This is a genomic window from Pseudomonas sp. p50(2008) (genome assembly GCF_015351605.1).
Taxonomy (GTDB): domain Bacteria; phylum Pseudomonadota; class Gammaproteobacteria; order Pseudomonadales; family Pseudomonadaceae; genus Aquipseudomonas.
Map to the genome: position 1 here is coordinate 240133 of NZ_JACMYF010000007.1, position 17506 is coordinate 257638.

Here is a 17506-nt window from a genome sequence, read left to right on the forward strand (position 1 = left end):
GGGATCGGGGTTATAGATACCGAAATCAGGGTTTGGTTCGACCTGACAAATGCTGAATGCACGCTTAACGCAGTGACTTCGCGCAAGACGGGGCAAAACTAGCACAGAGACGGGGAAATATCCGCCTCTAGCTACCCATTTGGTCAGCTTTATTGCTCTAAACCGGTAAAAAACAGCATAAGGGCCATCCGGCAGGCCCAAATTACCCTTATACCCCCGCAGGAGCTGCCGAAGGCTGCGATCTTTTGACTTTGTTTTTGTGAGATCAAGATCAAAAGATCGCAGCCTTCCGCAGCGCCCACAGGGGACACGCTGGGGTACACTTAGCCCTTTTTCGGGGAGCACGCCCTCCTCTCTACAATCAGCCGAGAAGCCCATGCCGATCCGCCATTGCATCGTCCACCTGATCGACAAAAAACCCGACGGCACCCCTGCAGTTCTCCATGCTCGAGACTCCGAACTGGCCGAGTCGAGCGCCATCGAGTACATGCTGGCCGATCTCAACGAAAGCTATAACGCCAAACAAGGCAAGGCCTGGGGTTTCTTCCACGCCGAGTCCGGGGCGCATCCGTTCAGCGGCTGGCTGAAGGAGTACCTGGACGGCGGCAAGGACTTCACCGCCTTCAGCCGGGTAGCGGTCGAGCATCTGCAAAAGCTGATGGAAGAATCGAACCTCTCTGTGGGCGGCCACGTGCTTTTCGCGCATTACCAGCAGGGTATGACCGATTACCTCGCCATCGCCCTGCTGCACCACAGCGAAGGCGTCGCAGTGACCGATCAACTGGACGTCACGCCCTCCCGGCATCTGGACCTTGGCCAACTGCACCTTGCAGCGCGGATCAACGTCTCGGAATGGCAGAACAACAAACAGTCCAAGCAATACATTTCGTTCATCAAAGGCAAGAACGGGAAAAAGGTTTCGGAGTATTTCCGCGACTTCATCGGCTGCCAGGAAGGTGTTGATGGTCCCGGCGAAACCCGCACCCTGCTCAAAGCCTTCAGCGACTTCGTTGAAAGCGAAGACTTGCCGGAAGAGTCGGCTCGCGAGAAAACCAAGACCTTGGTGGATTACGCCAGCAGCCAGGCCAAATTGGGCGAACCCATGGGCCTGGAAGAACTCTCGGAGCTGATCGACGAAGAACGCCCTAAAGCGTTTTACGATCACATCCGCAACAAGGACTACGGCCTCTCGCCGGAAATCCCTGCGGATAAACGCACCCTGAACCAGTTCCGCCGTTTCACCGGGCGCGCCGAGGGGCTGTCGATCAGCTTTGAAGCCCACCTGTTGGGCTCGAAGATCGAATATGACGAAGAAGCCGGCACGCTGATCATCAAAGGCTTGCCGACTCAGCTCACTGATCAGCTCAAGCGACGCAACTGATGCTGGGCGGCGTGCTGAAAAAATGCCTGCTGATCTTGCTGGTCGTCGTGGTTTATCAGAACTGGGGCAAGATCGAGCGGGTGTTCAATCCCTCTCAGGTCGTGTCCGAGCAGACTCAAGCCAAGGCCAATGTCGTGCTCTATGCCACCGAGTGGTGTGGCTACTGCAAGCTGACCCGGCGTTTTCTCGATCAGAAGGGCATTGCGTATAAGGAATTCGATATCGAGAAGGACGCGGTGGCGCGCAAGGACTACGAGGCCTTGGGCGGCGGCGGGATTCCGATCATTGATGTGAATGGCACGTTGATTCGCGGGTATGACCCGGATGCGATTCTTGCGGCACTGAAATAATTTGCTCGGGGTAATTGCCCGTGGCGAGGGGATTTATCCCCGTTAGGCTGCGGAGCAGCCCCTTTTTTTTGGGGCCGCTTCGCAACCCAACGGGGATAAATCCCCTCGCCACAGGAGCATGTATCAGCAGGACTCGATTCGAAACCCAAACCGCGGAACGTGCACATGCACCACCCCGCCGCGTTCGTCCTCACGGCGCACAATCAGCTCTTCAGCGCCCGCAAACAGCAACTCCCCCGCCACCGGATCGACACCGTAATCGGTCGCGGCGATGGTCACCTGCTGGCCTGGCTCAAACCCGTTCGGCTCGTCGAACTGATCGTCCGGCAACGCCGCCGGGGTGGCAGTGCGCGCCACTTCCAGCGCTTCCTGGGAAGTCATCTCGCTCGACGCGCCATGACCGAAGCCCATCACCCGCCCAAACCATGCGCTGACCGCCGGATAAGCATCGACCAACGGTGACGTTACCGGCGTGGCTTTGAGAAACCACAGCGGATGAGCCAAGGAAAAGTCGGCAATCGACGGTTGGCCAAACAGGAAGTCGCCCTGCTCGCGCTCGAGCTGTTGCTCCAGTCGCGCCATGATCGTCGGCCACTGGTGCCGCGCTTGCTCGGCGGACAAACGCGTCGCGCTGCCACCGCTAAACAGTCCCGCCCGATCGGCGAGGAACGCCTTGATCGCTTCCGGCGGCAGACTGCCAAAGCGCACGGCGATCGATTCCGGCTGAAACACCAAACTGACCGCGTGTTGAAACACCACCGAATCCGCCCAGGACGCGAACGATGCTGTGACCATTTCCTGACCTTCGGGGAAAAACGCCGGCAAGGCTTTTTCCTGTTCCAGTCGCCGGGCGATCAGTGCCGTGTCGCAATAGATATCTGCACCGATCTGCAACACCGGCGTCTTGCGATAGCCACCGGTTAGCGCGGTGAGATCCGGTTTGGGCATCACTGGCGAAATCTTCACCGAGCGCCAGGACAAGCCCTTGAAGCCCAGCAACAGGCGGGCTTTCTCGGCGAAAGGGGAAGTCGGGTAATGATGCAGAATCAACTCGGACATGCTCGGCTCCGCCGCTCGGTTAAGGAGTCCGCAGCTTAGCGCGCAATCAATGAGCCGCGTATCCATCTACCGTGATGAGAACAGATCAATCAAATTGATGACACGTGCGCGACACTCGCCACCAGGCATTCCTTGGCGCTTTTCCTGAGTTTTTTGATCAGTCGTTCCTGACGCAATGCGTCGCTCTTGTCGCGGCACCGTTCGGTGTAGACCAACGCCATTGCCGGGCTGGAAAGAAAGAACCGGGCGCCCTTGCCGCTTTGATGCTTGGCAAAACGCCGCACGGGATCATCGCTGATCCCGCAATAGAGCGAACCGTTGGCCGCGCGAACGAGGTAGACGAACCAGGTTTTACTCACGGGTGTGTCGGCGTCGACAGGGCTTTCGCTGAGGGTGGTCACGTGACGATCAGGGCTTGAAGGGAAACAAGCCGCGATCTTATCAGCGACTGGCCTGGAATGCCTTCAACCCCTTCAATGCCTGGGCGCGAACGGCATTGCGCACCAGCGGCGTCCAACCCAGCAGCAACCCTTTGAAACCCAGCGCCTGACGGGACCAGGTCCACAAGTCGAAGCTGTCGTGATGCTCGCAGATCTTGCCGTCGCGAAAAACAAAGCGCGCCTGAATGTCGTTGATCACGGTGTTGCCGGTCTGGCTGAACAGGTAGGTCGCGACCCAGTGAGCGCTGCCCGTGCGCTCGTCGGCTCGAACGTTATCGAACGTCAATGAGAAATCCTTGGCCCGTGTTGTGAGCATGCGCCACATGTCACCCGCGTCGCGCCCGCGCAGTTCGCCAAAGGCCGGATCGCTGAACACCACGTCGTCGGTGTAGCAGGCGGCCATGGCCTCGGCATCTAGGCGTTGGAAAGCTTGGTAGAACCGGGTGATCAACAGGGCGTGGGCATCACTCATGGGCAGACTCCGGGCGTCAGAAAAGATTGCCTGCACGATAGTCTGCAAATGCACGCAGGACCATCGGCATTCGTGTGCCGAATACCGACAGTGCGAGGCCGTCAGACTTTTTCGCTGACCACCTGAACATACAACGTCCGACCGGCCCCGAGACCGGCAATGATCGCGCCGAGACCGATCACGCCGAAAATCCAGCCCACCGCGTTCCAGCCACCGGTCCAGTCATGCACGATACCGACCGCGAACGGCCCCATGGACGCCAGGGTGTAACCGAAGCCCTGGGCCATGCTCGACAGGTTCGCCGCCACATGCGCATCGCGCGAACGCAGCACGATCAGGGTCAACGCCAGGCTGAATGCACCGCCCTGCCCCAGGCCCAACAGGATCGCCCAGCCCCACAGGCCATTGATCGGCGCATACAGGCAACCGAACAAACCACTGAGGGTCAGCAGCATGACCACGACAATCGCCAGTCGCTGGTCCTTGCCGCGTGTGGCCAGCCATGGAGCGGCCAGTGAACTGGCCAACTGGACGATCACCGAACCCGACAGCACCAGACCCGCCTGGGTCGGGGTCAGGCCGCGGCCGATCAGAATCGACGGCAACCAGCCGAACACGATGTACGCCAGGGACGATTGCAGGCCCATGTACAAGGTCACCTGCCACGCCAACGGGTCACGCAACAAGCCGCGAACGCGATACGCCACGTTGTGCGCGCCGTGTTTCTGGCCACCCACTTGCGGCAACCAGAACAATGCCGCCACGAACGCCGGCACCACCCAGAAGCCCAGCCCCAGCGCCCAGCTCTTGTCGAAATGTTCGCTCAACGGCACGGTGGCGCCTGCCGCCATGGCCGCACCCAGGCACAGGGCCATGGTGTAGACACCGGTCATGGTGCCGGCCTGCTTTGGGAAATCGCGTTTGACGATGCCCGGCAGCAATACGCCGATCACGCCAATACTGGCGCCTGCCATCACGCTGCCTGCAAACAAACCGATCTCACCGAACGAACTGCGCACGATGATCCCGCCCGCCAGCATCAGCAAAATACCCAACACCACCCGCTCGGCACCGAAGCGACGCGCCAGCACGGGTGCCAATGGCGCAAACAGGCCGAGGCAAAGCACTGGCAAGGTGGTCAGCAAACCCGCTTGAACGGCGCTCAAGCCAAGGCTTTTCGACACTTCACTGAGCATCGGCGCCATGCTCGACAACGCCGGGCGCAAGTTCAGCGCCACCAGAATCAATCCCAGCAGCAACAGCCAGGGCCGCCCCAGGATCGGTCGGCTTTTCTGCACCTCTTCGTCATCGGCCTCGGCGTCAATCAGCAGCTCATCGAGCTCTGCGGTGCGTTTGGGTTCATTCATGCTGCTGTTGCTGCTGGACATGGATTTCTCGGTTTCAAGGTTCATTGATCAACTGCCTGGACAGGGCTTTGGCCCTTTCCGGGTCACGTTGCTCGACGGCATCAAGCAGCTCGATGTGAAGATCGAACACCTCTTGGCGTCGTGGGGTGATGTTTAACGTCTGGCGCAATTGCGCGCCGACGATGCTGGAGAAGTAGCGATAAAGCTCGCTGAGTGTCGGGTTGTGCGCGGCGTCGACCAGACGGCGGTGGAACACCAGGTCGCACGCGATGTAACTGTCGAGATCACCGTGATAATGGCTGCCGCTGACGCCCAATGCCTCGCGCAACGCCACCAGGTCTTCGTCGGTGCGGCGCAGGGCCGCGAGGCCGATGGCCTCGACCTCGAGAATGTGCCGGGTCTCACGTGCCTGCTCATGGGAGCAGCGGGACAACGCTTTTACGGTGTCCAGCGGATCGACGACCGCACGCAGGTAACTGCCATCGCCCTGGCGAATTTCAATCAACCCGGAAAACGCCAGTACGCGCATGGCTTCACGCACGGTATTACGGCTGATGCCGAGCTCAGCGGATAACTCCGGCTCGGTGGGCAGGCGCTGCCCAACGGTCCAGGCACCTTGGGTGATGCGCAGGCGCAATTGATCCAGGGCCTGATCGACCAGGGATCGTTTAACCAATGGAGAAATTTCTGACATGTTATTCGCCCTGTCATCCAATCATAGGATGAATTTTCTGACATGGTAGTCAGCTTTGTCCGACAGAGCAACCACGGCGCACAAAACCCTGTAGAGCTGGCGAAGCCTGCGTTGGGACGCGAAGCGACCCCGATTTTCAAGCGGACATCGCGGCGTCCAGAGAACGACCGCTACAGTCGAGCGCGACCCCGGAGCCAACGCAGGCTTCGCCAGCTGCTACAAAGGGCTGCATTTGCGTAAGCGAAAAAAAACCCGGAACACGTCCGGGTTTATTTTTAGTGCTTGAATCAGATCAATGCAGAATCTGGCTCAGGAACAGTTTGGTGCGCTCATTCTGCGGATTATCGAAGAAGTCATTCGGCGCAGCCTGTTCAACGATTTCACCCTTGTCCATGAAGATCACGCGGTTGGCCACGGTGCGCGCGAAACCCATTTCGTGGGTAACGCAGAGCATGGTCATGCCGTCTTCGGCGAGGCCGATCATCGTGTCCAATACCTCTTTCACCATCTCGGGGTCGAGGGCCGAAGTCGGTTCGTCGAACAGCATGATTTTCGGCTTCATGCACAGCGCGCGGGCGATCGCCACACGCTGTTGCTGGCCGCCGGACAGCTGCCCCGGGAATTTATGCGCCTGCTCTGGAATGCGTACGCGTTCCAGGTAATGCATGGCGATTTCCTCGGCCTTGCGCTTGGGCATCTTGCGCACCCACATCGGCGCCAGGGTGCAGTTCTGCAGGATGGTCAGGTGCGGGAACAGGTTGAAATGCTGGAACACCATGCCGACTTCACGGCGTACCGTTTCGATCTGCTTGAGGTCGTTGGTCAGCTCCACGCCGTCGACCACGATGCGGCCTTGCTGGTGTTCTTCCAGACGATTGAGGCAACGAATGGTCGTGGACTTGCCGGAACCCGACGGGCCGCACAGGACGATACGCTCGCCCTGTTTCACGTTGAGGTTGATGTCTTTCAACACGTGGAACTGGCCGTACCACTTGTTCACGCCCTGCATCTGAATAATGCCTTCAGGGCTCACAGGCTGTTTGATCGCTTCGCTCATAAAAGAACTCCTAACGCTTGTGGCCAGTGTCGAGCTTACGTTCCAAATGCATGGAGTAGCGCGACATACCAAAACAGAAAATCCAGAACACCAGGGCTGCAAACACATAGCCTTCAGTGGCCATGCCCAACCATTTCGGGTCGGCGGCGGCTTGCTTGACGCTGTTGAGCAAGTCGAACAGGCCGATGATGATCACCAGGCTCGTGTCCTTGAACAGCGCAATGAAGGTGTTGACGATGCCTGGGATCACCATCTTCAGGGCTTGCGGCAGAATCACCAGGCCCATGCTGCGCCAGTACCCGAGGCCCATCGCCGCAGCCGCTTCGTACTGACCCTTTGGAATCGCTTGCAGACCACCTCGCACCACTTCAGCCACATAGGCCGACTGGAACAGGATCACGCCGATCAGCGCTCGCAGGAGTTTGTCGAAGTTCATGCCTTCGGGCAGGAACAACGGCAGCATCACCGAGGACATGAACAGCACGGTGATCAAGGGCACGCCGCGCCAGAATTCGATGAAGGTCACGCAGACCACACGAATCGCCGGCATGTTCGAACGACGACCCAGCGCCAGGACGATACCCAGCGGCAACGCACCGGCAATACCCACCGTCGCGATCACCAGGGTCAGCATCAGACCGCCCCACTGGCTGGTCGCCACTTGGGGCAGGCCGAACACGCCGCCATGCAGCAAGCACCAGGAAATGATTGGGTAGAGCACCAGGAAGCTCAGCCCGTACACCGCTTTACGCGGGAAGCGCGAGATGAACAACGGCGCCACGCCGATGACCGCCAGCCACACGGTCAGGTCCACGCGCCAGCGCAGTTCCGGAGGGTAGTAGCCGTACATGAACTGGCCAAAACGCTGCTGGATGAACACCCAGCAGGCGCCCTCCTTCGTGCAGTCGGCGCGTGTCGTGCCGACCCAGTTGGCGTCCAGGATGGCCCACTGCAGGATCGGCGGCACCACCAGATAGATCAGATAGAACGCGAACAGGGTCAGCAGGGTGTTGAGCCAGCTGGAAAACATGTTCGCGCGCATCCACGCCATCGGTCCGAAGACTTTGCTCGGTGGCGGCATGTCAGGTTTGAAAGTATGAGTACTCATGCGCTTTTCCTTACCGCTCGATCAGCGCAATGCGCTTGTTGTACCAGTTCATCAGCAGGGAAATGCTGATACTGATCGCCAGGTACACGCTCATGGTGATCGCAATCACCTCGATGGCTTGACCGGTCTGGTTCAACACCGTGCCGGCAAACAACGAAACCATTTCCGGATAACCGATACCGGCCGCCAGCGAAGAGTTTTTCGCCAGGTTCAGGTATTGGCTGGTCAGCGGTGGAATGATCACGCGCAGGGCTTGCGGGATGATGACCTTGCGCAGGGTCGGACCGTTGCGCAGGCCCAGGGAATGCGCCGCCTCGGTCTGGCCATGGCTGACCGACTTGATGCCCGAGCGCACGATCTCGGCGATGAACGCCGCGGTGTAAACGGTCAGGGCCAGGGTCAGCGCCAGCAATTCCGGGATCAGCACCCAGCCACCGACGAAGTTGAAGCCTTGCAGCTTGGGCATTTCCCAGTGCACAGGTGCGCCGAAGATCAAGACGCACAACGCAGGGATCACCAGGAACAGTGCCAGCCCGGTCCAGAACTTGTGGAACGGTACGCCAGTGGCCTCAAAGCGCTTGTTGGCCCAGCGGCACATCAGCACGATGGCGACGATGGCAACGACGACACTGACCACGAACGGCCAGAAGCCGTCCGCCGCCAGTGCGGCCGGCATGTTCAGGCCGCGGCTGCTGACGAAGAAGGTATCGCCGAAGTTGTGGCTGTTGCGCGGTCCCGGCATGGTCAGGAATACCGCGAAGTACCAGAACAGGATTTGCAGCAGCGGCGGAATGTTGCGGAAGACTTCCACATAAACAGTCGCCAGCTTGGCAATGATCCAGTTCTTCGACAGCCGTGACACGCCGACGATGAACCCGAGGATCGTCGCCAGGATCACGCCGATGAATGTCACCAGCAGTGTGTTGAGCAAGCCGATGACAAACACCCGGGCATAGCTGTCCGATTCGGTGTAGTCGATCAGGTGTTGAGCGATGCCGAAACCGGCACTGCGCTCCAGAAAGCTGAAGCCGGAGGTAATACCCCGGTGTTGCAGGTTGGTCTGGGTGTTATCGAACAGATACCAGCCCATCGAGACCACCGCCACAATGGTGATGATCTGAAACAGCCACGCACGCACTTTGGGATCGCTGAGGCTGAGCCTCTGCTTTGGTGCGCCGATTGAATTTTGCATGAAGTGCCCCGGATGTAATGGAACAGAACATCACCCGGTGGTTGGCCCACCGGGTGATAGAACCATCAGCGCACTGGTGGTGCGTATTGAATGCCGCCGTTGTTCCACAGGGCGTTCAAGCCGCGGTCGATTTCCAGAGGCGTGCTTTTGCCGAGGTTTTTCTCGAACACTTCGCCGTAGTTACCGACTTGCTTGACGATCTGTACGACCCAGTCTTTCTTCACTTTCAGGTCTTTGCCGTATTCACCGTCGGTGCCCAGCAGACGAGCGACGTCCGGGTTCTTGGTGCCTTTGGCTTCAGCTTCAACGTTCTTCGACGTGATGCCGGCTTCTTCAGCGTTGAGCATGGCGTAGCCAACCCAGCGCACGATGGCCAGCCACTCGTCGTCGCCGTTACGCACGACCGGACCCAGAGGTTCTTTGGAAATGGTTTCCGGCAGAACCACGTAGTCCTTCGGCGCAGCCAGCTTGCTGCGCTGGGCGAACAGTTGGGACTTGTCGGAAGTCAGCACGTCGCAACGACCCGATTCCAGCGACTTGGCGCTTTCATCAGAGGTGTCGAACGTGATCGGGGTGTATTTCAGACCGTTGCCACGGAAGTAGTCGGAAACGTTCAGCTCGGTGGTGGTACCGGCCTGGATGCAGATGGTCGCGCCATCCAGCTCTTTGGCACTTTTCACGCCCAGTTTGTTGTTAACCAGGAAGCCGATGCCGTCGTAATAAGTGATGAAGCCCGGGAATTTCAGGCCCATGCCCGAGTCGCGGGAGCTGGTCATGGTGGTGTTACGCGACAGGATGTCAATTTCGCCGGATTGCAGCGCGGTGAAGCGCTCCTTGGCGTTCAACTGACTGAACTTGACCTTGGTTGCGTCGCCGAAGACGGCAGCCGCTACAGCACGGCAGTAGTCAGCATCGATACCCACGATCTTGCCAGTGGAGTCCGGCACCGAAAAACCCGGCAGGCCGTCACTCACACCGCACTGTACGAAACCTTTCTTCTGTACGCCATCCAGGGTTGCACCCGCCTGAGCGAACCCGCTGACACCGAGTACTGCGGCTGCAGTCACGATGGCCAGGGTGGATTTCAACATCTTCATTCAAACCTCCAGTTTTGCTCTTGTTGTGTCGGAGCGTGAGTCCAGTCGCACCCTTATGAGGCGTTGTTGACCCGTGTTGGCTTTTTTTAGGGTCAAGCGACGTAAGACCTTAGCTATGAGTCTAGTAGGAGAAAATCCACATCATGGATCACTCACTTCTCACCAATCGGCCGAACGGGCTGTAGCCCTTTCACATTCGCTAAGCCCGTAGCGGCCATTGGCGAACATCCATCACCGGATTTTTTTGCTATCCCACCAGGAACAATGGCCTGATAGTGTTACCGACAGGCGTGGGATTTTTCGTACTCGCTTTTCCATAGCAAAGCCCGTACCAGACCGTTCCTGAAAGCGATTCAGCGACCGGTCAAGATCAAAACTTGTAGCCTTGCGACATCTTCTTAACTGATCAACCAGACGCGCACTCAAACCTCGCACTCAATGAGAGCGCACGCACACATTTGGAGCGAACATGACCGAGCCCTTGATTCTTCAACCCGTAAAGCCCGCAGATGCCTGCGTAATCTGGCTGCACGGCCTGGGCGCCGACCGCTACGACTTCCTGCCGGTGGCCGAAGCCCTGCAGGAAACCCTGTTGACCACCCGCTTCGTTTTGCCTCAGGCACCGACCTGCGCTGTCACCATTAATGGTGGCTACGAGATGCCGAGCTGGTACGACATATTGGCCATGAGCCCGGCTCGCGCGATCAACCGCGACCAGCTGGAAGAGTCGGCGCAACGGGTAATCAATTTGATCGAAGTGCAGCGCGCCGCTGGAATAGACGCCTCGCGGATTTTTCTGGCCGGTTTTTCCCAGGGTGGCGCCGTGGTGTTACACACCGCCTTTTTGAAATGGCAGGGTCCTCTGGGTGGCGTACTCGCCCTCTCCACTTATGCGCCGACCTTCAGTGATGAACTGGAGCTTTCGGCCAGTCAGCAGCGCACACCGGTGTTGTCCTTGCACGGGCAGTACGATGACGTGGTGCAAAATTCGATGGGTCGCAGCGCCTACGAGCATTTGAAGACCCGTGGTGTCACCGTGACATGGCAGGAATACCCAATGGGTCACGAAGTGTTACCTGAGGAGATTCGCGATATCGGTGTCTGGATCGCCGAGCGTTTGCGTTAAACACCTTGTGAAAAACAGCACCTTTAATCATCACACTACGCCGCGCCCGATTCTTGCATTACACTGGCCGGCGTACATTCCTTAATCAATTGATGAGATGACCGTGCTCAAAGCACTCAAGAAAATGTTCGGTAAAAGCGAGACTGAGCAGCTCGCGCCAGTCTCCAGCGCTCCGTCTCACAACCCCAGCCACCGCACCGACGGTAATCAGTCTGGCCGGACCGCAACCGCAGCGGTACCGACACACGAGCCGATGACCACACCGGCCACTCCTCCTGTCGAGGCCATTGCCTCTGAACAGCCGCGCAGCGAAGCGCCGAAACCTGTCAAACCCCGTCGCGAACCGAAGCCGAAAGCGCCGGTCATTCCCTGGAAACTCGAAGACTTCGTTGTCGAACCCCAGGAAGGCAAAACCCGTTTCCATGATTTCAAACTCGCCCCTGAACTGATGCATGCCATCCAGGACCTGGGCTTCCCGTACTGCACGCCGATCCAGGCACAGGTGCTGGGCTTTACGCTTGCGGGTAAAGACGCCATCGGTCGTGCCCAGACCGGCACCGGCAAAACCGCCGCGTTCCTGATCTCGATCATTACCCAACTGCTGCAAACCCCGCCGCCGAAAGAGCGTTACATGGGTGAACCGCGGGCACTGATCATTGCGCCGACCCGGGAACTGGTGGTGCAGATCGCCAAGGACGCGGCCGACCTGACCAAGTACACCGGTCTCAACGTCATGACGTTTGTGGGCGGCATGGACTTCGACAAGCAACTCAAGCACCTCGAAGCCCGTCACTGCGACATCCTCGTGGCGACGCCGGGTCGCTTGCTCGACTTCAACCAGCGCGGCGACGTGCACCTGGACATGGTCGAAGTGATGGTGCTGGACGAAGCCGACCGGATGCTCGACATGGGTTTCATCCCGCAAGTGCGTCAGATCATTCGCCAGACTCCGCCGAAGAACGAGCGCCAGACGCTGCTGTTCTCCGCGACCTTCACCGAAGACGTGATGAACCTGGCCAAGCAATGGACCACCGAGCCGTCGATCGTCGAGATCGAGTCGCAGAACGTGGCCAGCGAAAACGTCGAGCAGCACATCTATGCAGTGGCCGGCGCCGACAAATACAAACTGCTCTACAACCTGGTCAACGACAATGGCTGGGAGCGAGTGATGGTCTTCGCCAACCGCAAGGATGAAGTACGGCGCATCGAAGAGCGCCTGGTACGTGACGGCGTCAACGCTGCGCAGTTGTCCGGCGATGTGCCGCAGCACAAGCGCATCAAGACCCTGGAAGGTTTCCGCGAAGGCAAGATCCGCGTGCTGGTCGCCACCGACGTTGCCGGCCGTGGCATCCACATCGACGGCATCAGCCACGTGATCAACTTCACGTTGCCGGAAGTCCCGGACGATTACGTGCACCGTATCGGTCGGACCGGTCGTGCCGGTGCTGAAGGCGTGTCCATCAGTTTTGCCGGTGAAGACGACTCCTACCAGCTACCGTCCATCGAGACGCTGCTGGGGCGCAAGATCAGCTGTGAAACGCCGCCGACACATCTGCTTCGGGCCGTTGAGCGCAAGCGCCCGTAACACGGGTCGAGTAAAAAAGGCGCAGCCGGAAACGGACTGCGCTTTTTTTTCGCCCGGGAATTTATCAGAGGCTTGCTAGAGACAACTAAAAGTCCATAATGGACAAATAAGTTTAGTTTAAGCCCCCCGGAGCCGACCATGTCCAGTTCGCCTATCGTGATCACCCAACCCCAGGCTCGAGACCTGCTGGCACAGGTCGATGTGCCGCAGATCCTGCGCAAACTGTTTCGCGACCTGGCTGCTGGAAAGGCCGTGCAACCGGCACAGCAGCTGGTCGAGTTCCCTCAAGGGGCGGGCGACTTCATCAATTATCTGGGTGTACTGGCCGAAGACGGTGTCTATGGGGTCAAGACCTCGCCCTATATCGTGCGCGAACAAGGCCCATTGGTCACAGCGTGGACGTTGCTGATGTCGATGCAGACTGGGCAGCCCTTGCTGCTGTGCGATGCAGGAGAATTGACGACAGCGCGCACCGCCGCGACCACCGCCGTCGCCATCGACGCGCTCGCGCCGTTGAACGCGCGACGCCTGGCGATTATCGGCAGCGGCAAAGTGGCCCAGGCGCACCTGCATTACGTCAAGGGACTGCGCGATTGGCAGAGCATCACCCTCTATTCGCCAGGCTTGAGCACGCTTGATCCACAGGCATTGGCGCAGCTCAAAAGCCTCGATCCGCGCCTGTCCCTTGTCGAGAGTCGCGAGGCCGCCGTCCACGACGCCGATGTGATCATGCTCTGCACCTCGTCCGCCGGCCCGGTGATCGATCCGGCCACGCTGAGCAAACCGGCGCTGATCACATCGATCAGCACTAACGCCCCCCGTGCCCACGAAGTACCGCCGCAAAGCCTCAATGACATGCAGGTGTTCTGTGACTATCGTCTGAGCACCCCTGGCTCGGCCGGTGAAATGCTGATCGCCGGTGAGCAACATGGTTGGGACAGCAACAGCATCGTGGGCGACCTGCCCGATCTGCTCAGCGAAAAAGTGCAGCGCCCGGACTACGACCGTCACGTGTTTTTCCGCTCGATCGGTCTGGGACTGGAAGACATTGCACTGGCAAACGCCATTTACCAATTGCAGCACTAACACCACCGCCCCTCTGAGGGAGCCGGGCTTGTCCGCGATGCAGGCGCCACGGTCTGTCAGGCACACCGCGGTGATGCAATCGCGGGCAAGCCCGGCTCCCACAGGGTTCCTATATAACAATGGCATTTACGCCCCATCAGGAGACGTTCATGAGCCAGGCAGACTTCATCATCATCGGCGGCGGGATTGCCGGCGCTTCCACCGGTTTCTGGCTGTCGCAGCATGCCCGGGTCATCGTGCTCGAACGCGAATCCCATCCGGCCTATCACTCGACCGGACGTTCCGCCGCGCTGTACACCGCCGCTTACGGCACGCCCCAGGTGCGGGCGCTGACCCAGGCCAGTCGCGACTTCTTCGACGCGCCGCCCGCCGGTTTCTGTGAACACCCGCTGCTGACGCCGCGCGGCGAGATGACCGTGGACTTCACCGGTGACCCTGCCGAGCTGCAAAACCAGTACCTGAGCGCGAAAGCGACGGTGCCGCAAATGCAGCTGCTCAGTGCAGAAGAAGCCTGCGTGCGCCTGCCGATCCTGCGTCGGGAAAAAGTCCATGGGGCCATTTATGACCCTACCGCCAGCGACATCGATACCGATGCCCTGCATCAGGGGTATCTGCGCGGTATCCGTCGCAATAAAGGCGAAGTCCATACCGATACCGAAGTCCTGAGCCTGACCCGCGATGCCGACGGTGTATGGCAGGTGCAAACCCGCAATCAAACCTTCAGCGCCCCGATCATCATCAACGCCGCCGGCGCCTGGGCCGACAGGATCGGTGAGCTCGCTGGCGCCAGAACGCTGGGACTGCAACCGAAGCGCCGCGCGGCCTTTATTTTCGCCGGCCCTGAGGGTGTGGATATCCATCATTGGCCCATGCTGGTCAGCCTCGACGAATCCTTCTACATGAAACCCGACGCCGGTATGTTCCTTGGCTCTCCGGCGAACGCCGATCCTGTGGAACCCCACGACGTGCAGCCCGAAGAACTGGACATCGCCATGGGCATCTACCAGATCGAAGAAGCGACCACCCTGACCATCCGCCGCCCGACCCGCACCTGGGCCGGTTTGCGCAGTTTTGTCAGCGACGGTGATTTATTGTCGGGCTTCGATCCCCTGGTCCCAGGCCTGTTCTGGGTGGCAGCTCAAGGCGGTTACGGCATCCAGACATCGCCCGCCATGGGCCAGGCCAGCGCCGCTTTGGTGCGCGGTGAAGCGCTGCCCGCATCCCTCACGCGTTTTGGCTTGAACGCCGAGATGCTTTCCCCGGCACGCCTCGGTTGATGCGGCACTGAAGTGACGTTTCAGACTGTTTGCGGCAAACTCCCGGCGCCCCTTTTGACGGGCGCTGACGTGGCCTGGAGCTCTACTTGATGAACGCACCCGAAAAAGACCCGGCCCTGGACAACTACCGAGCCATCAGCGATGCAATCGCCACCCTGTTCTTTCCCCACGCCGAGGTGGTGCTGCACGATCTGCGCACGCAAAAGGTCGACTACATCGCCAACAACCTGTCGAAGCGGGAAATCGGTGATGACTCATCCCTGGAAGACATGCTCAGCGAAGACATCAGCGAGCGAAACATTGGGCCGTACGAAAAGCTCAACTGGGACGGTCAGAAAATTCGCAGCCTGAGCAGTGTTTTGCGTGACAGCGAGGGCCAACCGCTGGCGGTGCTGTGCATCAATCTGAATATTTCGTTGTTCGAGAATGCCAAGGCGGCACTGGATTTGTTTCTGTCGCCGAGCAAGTTGATTCCACAACCGGATTCACTGTTTCGCGATGACTGGCAGGAGCGGATCAACACCTTCCTGCATGCCTGGCTGCGCGAGCGTCAGCTGAGCCTGAGCATGCTGACCCGGGACCATAAACGCGAGCTGGTGCTGGCGCTGCACGCCGAAGGCGCCTTCAAGGGCAAAAGCGCCTCCAACTACGTCGCCAACGTCCTGAACATGGGCCGGGCAACGGTGTACAAGCATTTGAAGGAACTCAAAGGCTAAGAGCTGCACCGCGATCCGTATAGCCGCTGGCGAAGCCTGCGTTCGAGGACGAAGTCCTCGCCTGCAAGATAATCGTGATCGACCTGTTGCAACGCAGCGACCGGACTGGCGAGGACTGCGTCCTCGAACGCAGGTTTCGCCAGCGGCTACAAGGGGTGTTGCGTCTGGACTGGCGAGGGCGGAGGTTACTCCAGCGCCGAAGCCGGGCCGAAGAACTCGTAGCGGCTTTGCTTCTCGGGTACGCCCAAGGCTTTGAGGTGGCGCTTGATCGCTGCCATGAAGCCTTTAGGCCCCAGGAAATAGGCATCCACGTCGCGCTCCTGCGGCAACCATTCGCCCAACTGCTCCTGACTCAACAACCCGACGCGGTGCGCCGCCGGGCTCACACCATCATCTTCGTCATAGCAGTAGAAGCGCTGCAGCTGCGGATGACGTTCAGCCAGCCCGTCGATCCAGTCACGAAACGCGTGGACGCTACCGTTGCGCGCGCAGTGGATGAAATGCACCGGCCGTTCGGTCGCCAACGCCGCTTCGAGCATTGCCAGTGTGGGAGTGATGCCGACGCCGCCACTGATCAGCACCAGCGGCTTGTCGCTGGCGCTCAGCGTGAATTCACCCGATGGCGGGAACAGCTGGATCTTTGCGCCGACATGCAGCTGATCGTGCAAATGATTGGAAGCGCGACCACCCTGTTCGCGCTTGACGCTGATGCGGTACTGACCATTGTTGGCCAACGCCGACAGTGAATAGTTACGACGGATCTCTTCACCGTCGAGGACCAGCTTCATGCCGATGTACTGGCCGGGTTCTGCCGCCAGAATCGGGCCCTTGTCAGCCGGCTCGAAGTAGAACGAAATGATCTCCGCGCTCTCTTCCACTTTGCTCGCCACGATGAATTCCCGCGCGCCGCGCCAGCCACCGGGTGCGTGCTCCTTTTGGTCGTAGATAGCGGTCTCGGCACCGATCAGAATGTCAGCCAGTTGCCCATAAGCCGCACCCCAGGCGCTCATCACTTCGGGGGTCGCAATCTCGTCGCCAAGCACTTCGGAAATCGCGCGCAGCAGGCAGGTGCCTACAATCGGGTAGTGTTCCGGAAGGATTTGCAGGGCCACGTGCTTGTTGATGATCTTGGCCACCAGGTCGCCCAACTGGTCAAGCTGATCGATGTGCCGCGCGTACATCAACACACCGTTCGCCAGTGCGCGGGGTTGATCACCGCTGGCCTGGTGGGCCTGGTTGAACAGCGGGCGCACTTCAGGGTATTCGGAGAGCATCATGCGGTAGAAGTGAGTGATCAACGTTTCGCCGCCGCTTTCCAACAACGGCACGGTGGATTTGACGATTGCGCGGTCTTGAACGCTAAGCATAGGGTGACTCCTGAGCGACGTGGATTACCAACTGATTACCCTATGCCTATCAGTATTCGTGCCAGTTTATTTATCCTTATAAATCAATGTGTTAAAACGATCATAGTCATTTAGACACAGGCTTCTGTATAG

The 17506-nt window shown here is 59.3% G+C and carries 17 protein-coding genes; 7 read left to right on the forward strand and 10 right to left on the reverse strand.

Annotation, left to right across the window (positions count from 1 at the left end):
- Positions 1-376 precede the first annotated feature (376 nt).
- Together yejK and H7698_RS20770 are read left to right on the forward strand one after the other, a co-directional pair.
- On the forward strand, positions 377-1381 hold the full coding sequence (yejK, locus tag H7698_RS20765; RefSeq protein ID WP_008147593.1) for a nucleoid-associated protein YejK: 1005 nt from the start codon (positions 377-379) through the stop codon (positions 1379-1381).
- The gene (locus tag H7698_RS20770) at positions 1381-1731 is read left to right on the forward strand and encodes a glutaredoxin family protein (protein ID WP_194692683.1); all 351 of its coding nucleotides are present in this window, start codon (positions 1381-1383) and stop codon (positions 1729-1731) included. The genes yejK and H7698_RS20770 overlap by 1 nt, the downstream gene beginning before the upstream one ends.
- A gap of 123 nt (positions 1732-1854) precedes the next feature.
- Here the strand turns inward: H7698_RS20770 and H7698_RS20775 are convergent, their stop codons facing one another.
- The 9 genes from H7698_RS20775 to H7698_RS20815 form a co-directional block, all read right to left on the reverse strand.
- Entirely contained in the window at positions 1855-2790 is a 936-nt protein-coding gene (locus H7698_RS20775) for a glutathione S-transferase family protein (protein WP_194692684.1), read from the reverse strand.
- A gap of 89 nt (positions 2791-2879) precedes the next feature.
- Positions 2880-3191, reverse strand: coding sequence for a GIY-YIG nuclease family protein (locus H7698_RS20780; RefSeq protein ID WP_194692685.1), 312 nt, complete (start codon positions 3189-3191; stop codon positions 2880-2882).
- Between the two features lie 40 nt (positions 3192-3231).
- Entirely contained in the window at positions 3232-3702 is a 471-nt protein-coding gene (locus H7698_RS20785; RefSeq protein WP_194692686.1) for a nuclear transport factor 2 family protein, read from the reverse strand.
- Between the two features lie 101 nt (positions 3703-3803).
- Positions 3804-5114, reverse strand: a complete 1311-nt coding sequence (locus tag H7698_RS20790) for a CynX/NimT family MFS transporter (protein ID WP_194692687.1) — start codon at positions 5112-5114, stop codon at positions 3804-3806.
- On the reverse strand, positions 5104-5763 hold the full coding sequence (locus tag H7698_RS20795) for a FadR/GntR family transcriptional regulator (protein WP_162437260.1): 660 nt from the start codon (positions 5761-5763) through the stop codon (positions 5104-5106). Before H7698_RS20795 ends, H7698_RS20790 begins: the two co-directional genes overlap by 11 nt.
- A 292-nt stretch (positions 5764-6055) precedes the next feature.
- Positions 6056-6820, reverse strand: a complete 765-nt coding sequence (locus tag H7698_RS20800; protein ID WP_032859991.1) for an amino acid ABC transporter ATP-binding protein — start codon at positions 6818-6820, stop codon at positions 6056-6058.
- A gap of 10 nt (positions 6821-6830) precedes the next feature.
- A complete protein-coding gene (locus H7698_RS20805) occupies positions 6831-7928 on the reverse strand; it encodes an amino acid ABC transporter permease (protein ID WP_162437259.1) in 1098 nt (365 codons plus the stop codon).
- 10 nt (positions 7929-7938) lie between these two features.
- The gene (locus tag H7698_RS20810; RefSeq protein WP_194692688.1) at positions 7939-9120 is read right to left on the reverse strand and encodes an amino acid ABC transporter permease; all 1182 of its coding nucleotides are present in this window, start codon (positions 9118-9120) and stop codon (positions 7939-7941) included.
- A gap of 65 nt (positions 9121-9185) precedes the next feature.
- On the reverse strand, positions 9186-10217 hold the full coding sequence (locus H7698_RS20815) for an amino acid ABC transporter substrate-binding protein (RefSeq protein ID WP_162437257.1): 1032 nt from the start codon (positions 10215-10217) through the stop codon (positions 9186-9188).
- Positions 10218-10686: 469 nt separating this feature from the next.
- Between H7698_RS20815 and H7698_RS20820 the strand changes: the two genes are divergently transcribed.
- The 5 genes from H7698_RS20820 (at position 10687) to H7698_RS20840 (ending at position 16007) form a co-directional block, all read left to right on the forward strand.
- A complete protein-coding gene (locus H7698_RS20820) occupies positions 10687-11343 on the forward strand; it encodes an alpha/beta hydrolase (protein ID WP_194692689.1) in 657 nt (218 codons plus the stop codon).
- A 97-nt stretch (positions 11344-11440) separates the two neighbouring features.
- Positions 11441-12928, forward strand: a complete 1488-nt coding sequence (gene rhlB / locus H7698_RS20825; protein ID WP_162437255.1) for an ATP-dependent RNA helicase RhlB — start codon at positions 11441-11443, stop codon at positions 12926-12928.
- Positions 12929-13066: 138 nt separating this feature from the next.
- On the forward strand, positions 13067-14014 hold the full coding sequence (locus H7698_RS20830; protein ID WP_194692690.1) for an ornithine cyclodeaminase family protein: 948 nt from the start codon (positions 13067-13069) through the stop codon (positions 14012-14014).
- A 149-nt stretch (positions 14015-14163) separates the two neighbouring features.
- Entirely contained in the window at positions 14164-15291 is a 1128-nt protein-coding gene (locus H7698_RS20835; protein WP_162437253.1) for an NAD(P)/FAD-dependent oxidoreductase, read from the forward strand.
- A gap of 89 nt (positions 15292-15380) precedes the next feature.
- Positions 15381-16007: a helix-turn-helix transcriptional regulator gene (locus H7698_RS20840; protein WP_162437252.1), complete on the forward strand. Its 627-nt coding sequence runs from the start codon at positions 15381-15383 to the stop codon at positions 16005-16007.
- A gap of 185 nt (positions 16008-16192) precedes the next feature.
- Here H7698_RS20840 and hmpA read toward each other — a convergent pair whose 3' ends face one another.
- Positions 16193-17374: an NO-inducible flavohemoprotein gene (hmpA, locus tag H7698_RS20845; RefSeq protein ID WP_194692691.1), complete on the reverse strand. Its 1182-nt coding sequence runs from the start codon at positions 17372-17374 to the stop codon at positions 16193-16195.
- Between the last annotated feature and the right edge of the window lie 132 nt (positions 17375-17506).

Bases quoted from the DNA above. Each gene is read 5' to 3' on its own strand.
- H7698_RS20835 (WP_162437253.1), top strand. From the start codon at position 14,164: ATGAGCCAGGCAGACTTCATCATCATCGGCGGCGGGATTGCCGGCGCT.
- H7698_RS20810 (WP_194692688.1), bottom strand. From the start codon at position 9,120: ATGCAAAATTCAATCGGCGCACCAAAGCAGAGGCTCAGCCTCAGCGAT.
- H7698_RS20830 (WP_194692690.1), top strand. From the start codon at position 13,067: ATGTCCAGTTCGCCTATCGTGATCACCCAACCCCAGGCTCGAGACCTG.
- H7698_RS20805 (WP_162437259.1), bottom strand. From the start codon at position 7,928: ATGAGTACTCATACTTTCAAACCTGACATGCCGCCACCGAGCAAAGTC.
- H7698_RS20820 (WP_194692689.1), top strand. From the start codon at position 10,687: ATGACCGAGCCCTTGATTCTTCAACCCGTAAAGCCCGCAGATGCCTGC.
- yejK (WP_008147593.1), top strand. From the start codon at position 377: ATGCCGATCCGCCATTGCATCGTCCACCTGATCGACAAAAAACCCGAC.
- H7698_RS20800 (WP_032859991.1), bottom strand. From the start codon at position 6,820: ATGAGCGAAGCGATCAAACAGCCTGTGAGCCCTGAAGGCATTATTCAG.
- H7698_RS20790 (WP_194692687.1), bottom strand. From the start codon at position 5,114: ATGAACCTTGAAACCGAGAAATCCATGTCCAGCAGCAACAGCAGCATG.
- H7698_RS20840 (WP_162437252.1), top strand. From the start codon at position 15,381: ATGAACGCACCCGAAAAAGACCCGGCCCTGGACAACTACCGAGCCATC.
- rhlB (WP_162437255.1), top strand. From the start codon at position 11,441: ATGACCGTGCTCAAAGCACTCAAGAAAATGTTCGGTAAAAGCGAGACT.
- hmpA (WP_194692691.1), bottom strand. From the start codon at position 17,374: ATGCTTAGCGTTCAAGACCGCGCAATCGTCAAATCCACCGTGCCGTTG.
- H7698_RS20815 (WP_162437257.1), bottom strand. From the start codon at position 10,217: ATGAAGATGTTGAAATCCACCCTGGCCATCGTGACTGCAGCCGCAGTA.
- H7698_RS20795 (WP_162437260.1), bottom strand. From the start codon at position 5,763: ATGTCAGAAATTTCTCCATTGGTTAAACGATCCCTGGTCGATCAGGCC.
- H7698_RS20785 (WP_194692686.1), bottom strand. From the start codon at position 3,702: ATGAGTGATGCCCACGCCCTGTTGATCACCCGGTTCTACCAAGCTTTC.
- H7698_RS20770 (WP_194692683.1), top strand. From the start codon at position 1,381: ATGCTGGGCGGCGTGCTGAAAAAATGCCTGCTGATCTTGCTGGTCGTC.
- H7698_RS20775 (WP_194692684.1), bottom strand. From the start codon at position 2,790: ATGTCCGAGTTGATTCTGCATCATTACCCGACTTCCCCTTTCGCCGAG.